Consider the following 5,614-nt stretch of genomic DNA (forward strand, 5'->3'; position numbering starts at 1 on the left):
ACACAACAGGGTGGACTGTTTTGGGGCCGCTTCGCGCCCCAGCGGGAGCAAGCTCCCTCGCCACAGGTTCCATTCGGCACAGACCTTGCGGCGATTAACAGATTTGTTTACAGCGCGATTTGCTCTAAAGCCCTCGCACTATTGCAAGTAACTCCTTTCTATACTGCGACATAAGGTCGCACGCGTATTCAGACCTGTTCTTACCTGGCCACTTTGGCCTGTAAGCGCTCCGCTGGGGGGCGATGGCAACAACAAGAGGAGTGACTGGCATGATCCATCACGTAGTGGGACTCTTTACCCACCCTGACCAGGAATGGAAAGAAATCCGTGGCGACGAGGAAGAAAGCATCAGCCACATGTACCTGACGCACACCCTGATTCTGGCGGCGATCCCTGCCATATCGGCGTTTATCGGCACTACGCAAGTCGGCTGGGTCATCGGTAACCGAGCGCCGGTCATGCTGACTATGGAAAGCGCGCTATGGATGACCATCATGTCGTACCTGGCAATGCTCGGCGGTGTCGCGGTGATGGGCGCCTTCATTCACTGGATGGCCCGTACCTATGACGCCAACCCGAGCCTGGCGCGCTGTATCGCATTCGCCACGTACACCGCCACCCCACTGTTCGTCGGCGGCCTGGCGGCGCTGTACCCGCACTTGTGGCTGGGGATGATCGTCGGCACCGCGGCTGTCTGCTACACGGTGTACCTGCTGTATGTAGGGCTACCAACGTTCATGAACATTCCATCTGACGAGGGCTTCCTGTTTTCGAGCTCGGTGCTCGCCGTAGGACTGGTGGTGCTGGTGGCCATCATGGCGTTTACCGTGATTGTCTGGGGCCTTGGCGTGGGACCGGTCTATACCAACTGACAAACCAGCGCCGACATAAAAAACACGTTCCGCCACTACAGGCCGCCGCAAGGCGGCCTTCTAATGCGAGCAACGACCATTCGGCGCCTGAGCGATTCGCAAGCCCTCGGGGTTGCGGCATACTCGACATCCTTGGAGATCCATCAAGCATGCCCGAGCAACTCAATACCCGCGTCGAAGACTGTTTCCTGCAAGCCGAATCCTTTTTCAAACGACCTTTCAAACGCCCCGTGGTGAGCCTCAAGCTGCGCGGGCAAAAAGCCGGTGTCGCGCATTTGCACGAGAACCTGCTGCGCTTCAACCCGCAGCTGTACCGGGAAAACACCGAAGACTTCCTCAAGCAGACCGTGGCGCACGAAGTCGCGCACCTGATCGCCCATCAACTGTTCGGCGACCGCATCCAGCCCCATGGCGAAGAATGGCAACTGATCATGCGCGGCGTCTACGAACTGCCGCCCAACCGCTGCCACACCTATGACGTCAAACGTCGCAGCRTGACCCGCTACATCTACAAATGCCCCTGCGCCGACAGCGATTTCCCGTTTTCGGCCCAGCGTCATAGCCTGGTACGTCAGGGGCGGCGGTATTTGTGCCGGCGCTGTCGCAGTACGTTGGTGTTCAGCGGGGAAATGCGGGTCGAATAAGTTGAGCTTCGGCCGGGACAGACGCTAGATAACTACCTTGGCCCGCCGCAGCGCTTCAATCCGCTCAACACTAAACCCCAACTCCCCCAACACCTGATCCGTATGCTGCCCCAGCCGGGCGCCGATGTGCCGTGGCTCAGGCAACCCCGCTGAAAACTTCAACGGACAGGCCATCTGCGCCTGGGTCGAGCCATCGCCCCGCGGCACCTCAGCCACCAATTCCCGCGCCTGCAACTGCGGATGCCCGACCGCTTCGCCCAGGCTCAACACCGGCTCGACACACGCATCGGCCCCGGCAAACAGCTCACACAGCCAGGCAAAGTCGTGTTTTTCGAATTCAATGTTCAGCGCGTCCTTGAGCGCCCGTTGCCGGGCGGGGTCGGACGACAATCCCTCGGCCGCCAGTTCCGGACGGCCGAGCACCGTGCACAATTGCTGCATGAACCCCGGTTCCAGACTGCCCACCGACAACCAGCGGCCATCGCGCGACCGGTAGTAATCGTAGAAGCTGCCGCCGTTGAGCATCTGCTCTTCCCTGCCCGGCTCAACGCCGCAGGCCAGGTAGCCGGCACCGGCCATGGCGTTCAGGCTGAAGGCACAGTCAGTCATGCTCACATCCAGATGCTGTCCCTGCCCGGTCTGCTGCCGCGCGATCACCGCTGCCAGCAGCCCGATCACCCCATGCAACGAACCGCCCGCGACATCTGCCACCTGCATACCCAACGGCAACGGGCCGCTGTCGGCGCGGCCGGTGTAGCTCGAAAGGCCCGCCAGCGCCAGGTAGTTGATGTCGTGGCCGGCGCGGTCCTTGTAAGGGCCGGTCTGGCCATAGCCGGTGATCGACACATAAATCAACCGTGGATTGATCGCCTTCAAGGCTTCATACCCCAGGCCCAGCCGTTCCATCACGCCAGGGCGGAACTGCTCCAGCACAATGTCGTAGTCCACAAGCAATTGCTTGATCACCTCCAGCGCCTCGGGCTGCTTGAGGTCCAGCGCCAGGCTGCGCTTGTTGCGATTGAGGTAGGCGTGGCTGGCCGACACCCCCTGATCATGGGGCGGCAGCACCCGCAGCAAATCCGTGCGGGTCGGCGATTCGATGCGCAGCACCTCGGCGCCCATGTCCGCCAACAGCAACGAGGCGAACGGCCCCGGCAGCAATGTCGAGAAATCCAGAACCTTGAGTGATGCCAGTGGACCGAGCATGAGCGTTCTCCAGTGCAGTCCCCCAAGCCTAGGCAGCCCGGGACATTGCAGCAATCACCTTATGTGCCAGTGACACTGACCGTTACGCTCAAATCGCAGGCAACAAAAAACCCGCCGAAGCGGGTTTTTCATTTACAACAAGGCTTACTTGGCGTTCGTCGGGGTTGCCCCTTCGACGTGGCCCAAAACATCATCTTTAGGCTCGTCGGCAATGCCGCGACCGCCCGAGGCCAGCTCGGATTGCAGCACGTCGGTGTCGAGTTCCTTGACCCACTTGGCCACAACAATGGTGGCAACCGCGTTACCGATCAGGTTGGTCAACGCGCGGGCTTCGGACATGAAACGGTCGATACCCAGGATCAGCGCCAGGCCGGCAACCGGCAGGTGGCCAACAGCGGACAAGGTAGCGGCCAGTACGATGAAGCCACTACCGGTCACGCCAGCAGCGCCTTTGGAGGACAGCAGCAACACCACCAGCAGAGTGATCTGGTGAGTGATGTCCATGTGGGTGTCGGTTGCCTGAGCAATGAACACTGCCGCCATGGTCAGGTAGATCGCCGTACCGTCGAGGTTGAACGAGTAGCCGGTCGGGATCACCAGACCTACCACGGATTTCTGCGCACCCAGACGCTCCATTTTGATCAGCATGCGTGGCAGTACCGACTCCGAAGAGGAAGTACCCAGTACGATCAGCAGTTCTTCACGGATGTAGCGGATCACTTTCAGCACGCTGAAGCCATGAGCGCGAGCGATACCACCCAGCACCACCAGAATGAACAGCAGGCAGGTGATGTAGAAGCAAGCCATCAACTGACCGAGTTGCACCAGCGAGCCAACGCCATAAGCACCGATGGTGAACGCCATGGCACCCAAGGCACCGAGCGGCGCGAGCTTCATGATCATGTTGATGATGTTGAACATCACGTGGGCGAAACGGTCGATGAAGTCCAGGATCGGCTTGCCGTAGGCACCCAGGCGATGCAGGGCGAAACCGAAGATCACCGAGAACATCAGTACTTGCAGGATATCGCCCGTGGCGAACGCACCAATGATGGTGGTCGGGATCACGTTAAGCAGGAAGCCAACGACGCTTTGATCCGCACCGGCAGCCACATAGGTAGCGATTTTTGAGGCATCCAGCGTGGTGACATCGATGTGCATGCCGTTACCCGGCTGCACGATGTTGACCACCACCAGACCGACCAGCAGTGCAATGGTCGAAACGATTTCGAAGTAGAGCAGCGCGTAACCGCCGGTCTTGCCGACCGACTTCATGTTCTGCATGCCCGCGATACCGCTGACGACGGTGCAGAAAATGATGGGAGCGATGATCATTTTGATCAGTTTGATGAACCCGTCACCCAACGGCTTGAGGGCTACACCGGTCTGCGGGTAGAAGTGACCGAGCAGGATGCCGATGGCGATGGCAACGATCACCTGGAAATACAGGGATTTGTACAGTGGCTGACGAGTCGTCATTGCAAAGTTCCTCAAGAGCGCCCGGTGACAACATCCATCTGTTGCCCAAGACACTTCAATTGCGAACCCTCCTGCACTGGAGGGATTTGTTTTGTCGAGCTGCGCAACGGCAGGCATCTGCTGGTTGTATCGCAAGGCCCGTGCCACATTCGCCAAAAAGCCTGCGAGCCTTTTGACATCAAGGGTTACAGGTTTCTTTTGGTCACCAACCAGTTACCACCATGTGGCGGATTTCCGCCAACCCACCTGACCTCGTCCTGCAATTTGGCGGATATCCGCCTTGTTCATCGTCGATGGGCACCGCTACCATCCATTGCTCAGTGGACGGACCTGCCCCATGCGTGAACGCACCATCGCCAGCCATTTCGCCCGTGCCGCCCTCGGCGGCGCACGCCGACGTGGCTACGACTATTCGAGCCTGCTGCAGCAACTGGGGATCAGCCCCGAGTTGCTTGAAGAACCGCGCGCCCGAATCGCGCCGGAACAGTTCACCCGGTTGATCCAGGGATTGTGGCTGGCCCTGGACGACGAATACCTGGGCTTCGGGCAGGCCCCGAGCAAACCCGGCAGCTTCGCGATGATGTGCCACGCGGTGATCCACTGCCGCACGCTGGAGAAAGCACTCAATCGCGGCCTGTTGTTTTACAGCCTGTTTCCCGGGGCGCCGCGTCTGACCTTGAGCCGCGAAGGCGAGATGATTCGCCTGAGCCTCGACGATTCACCGCTGTGGGACCCGGACCACTTCCTCAGCGAAAGCCTGCTGGTGATCTGGCATCGGTTCGGCAGCTGGCTGATCGGCCAGCGCATTCGTCTGGAGCACGCCACATTCAGCTACCCGAGGCCCGAGCACGGGGCCGAATACGACTTGCTGTTTTCCTGCCCGCTAACGTTCGATACTACTCAGAGTAGCCTGCTGTTCCACAGCCGCTACCTGAACATGCCGCTGTTGCAGGACGAACGAACCCTCAAGCACTTTCTCGAGCGCTCCCCCGCCGACCTGCTGTCACGCCCCGACGAAGGCGACAGCCTGAGCAGCCAATTGCGGCGCTTGCTCAGCCGCGACAGTGCACGCTGGCCGGACTTGGAAGCAGTGGCGGCGCACCTGCACATCAGCCCGCAAACCTTGCGTCGGCATTTGCGTGAGGAAGGCACGAGTTTTCAGGAATTGAAGGATCAGTTACGCCGGGACATCGCGATTTATCACCTGGGGCGGGCGGATCTATCGTTGCAACAGATTGCCGAGCAGTTGGGGTTTTCCGAACCTTCGGCGTTTCATCGGGCGTTCAAGAAGTGGACGGGTTTGACGCCGGGGGCCTATCGGGCGCAGGAGAACTGATTTCACAACTTTGCAGGCAGCCATGCTGTTGTGGCGAGGGAGCTTGCTCCCGCTGGGTTGCGAAGCGACCCCAAACC

At 59.9% G+C, this 5,614-nt stretch carries 5 protein-coding genes; 3 read left to right on the top strand and 2 right to left on the bottom strand.

Annotation, left to right across the window (positions count from 1 at the left end; all coding sequences use genetic code 11):
* The first annotated feature begins 269 nt into the window (after positions 1-269).
* Together AC1DLB_RS19660 and AC1DLB_RS19665 are read left to right on the top strand one after the other, a co-directional pair.
* On the top strand, positions 270-872 hold the full coding sequence (locus AC1DLB_RS19660; RefSeq protein WP_018926304.1) for a Yip1 family protein: 603 nt from the start codon (positions 270-272) through the stop codon (positions 870-872).
* A 149-nt stretch (positions 873-1,021) separates the two neighbouring features.
* Complete coding sequence (locus tag AC1DLB_RS19665; protein ID WP_477785480.1) at positions 1,022-1,516, top strand: SprT family zinc-dependent metalloprotease; 495 nt, start codon at positions 1,022-1,024, stop codon at positions 1,514-1,516.
* Positions 1,517-1,540: 24 nt separating this feature from the next.
* On the opposite strand, the gene AC1DLB_RS19670 is transcribed toward AC1DLB_RS19665, so the two are convergent.
* Together AC1DLB_RS19670 and AC1DLB_RS19675 are read right to left on the bottom strand one after the other, a co-directional pair.
* Positions 1,541-2,722, bottom strand: coding sequence for a CaiB/BaiF CoA transferase family protein (locus tag AC1DLB_RS19670; protein WP_477743504.1), 1,182 nt, complete (start codon positions 2,720-2,722; stop codon positions 1,541-1,543).
* Positions 2,723-2,866: 144 nt separating this feature from the next.
* Positions 2,867-4,201, bottom strand: coding sequence for a dicarboxylate/amino acid:cation symporter (locus AC1DLB_RS19675; protein ID WP_111455173.1), 1,335 nt, complete (start codon positions 4,199-4,201; stop codon positions 2,867-2,869).
* Positions 4,202-4,538: 337 nt separating this feature from the next.
* Here AC1DLB_RS19675 and AC1DLB_RS19680 point away from each other — a divergent pair, with 337 nt between their 5' ends.
* Complete coding sequence (locus tag AC1DLB_RS19680; protein WP_018926307.1) at positions 4,539-5,537, top strand: AraC family transcriptional regulator; 999 nt, start codon at positions 4,539-4,541, stop codon at positions 5,535-5,537.
* The last annotated feature ends 77 nt before the right edge of the window (positions 5,538-5,614 follow it).

The sequence above is a fragment of the Pseudomonas sp. 05N434 genome (assembly GCF_056396965.1).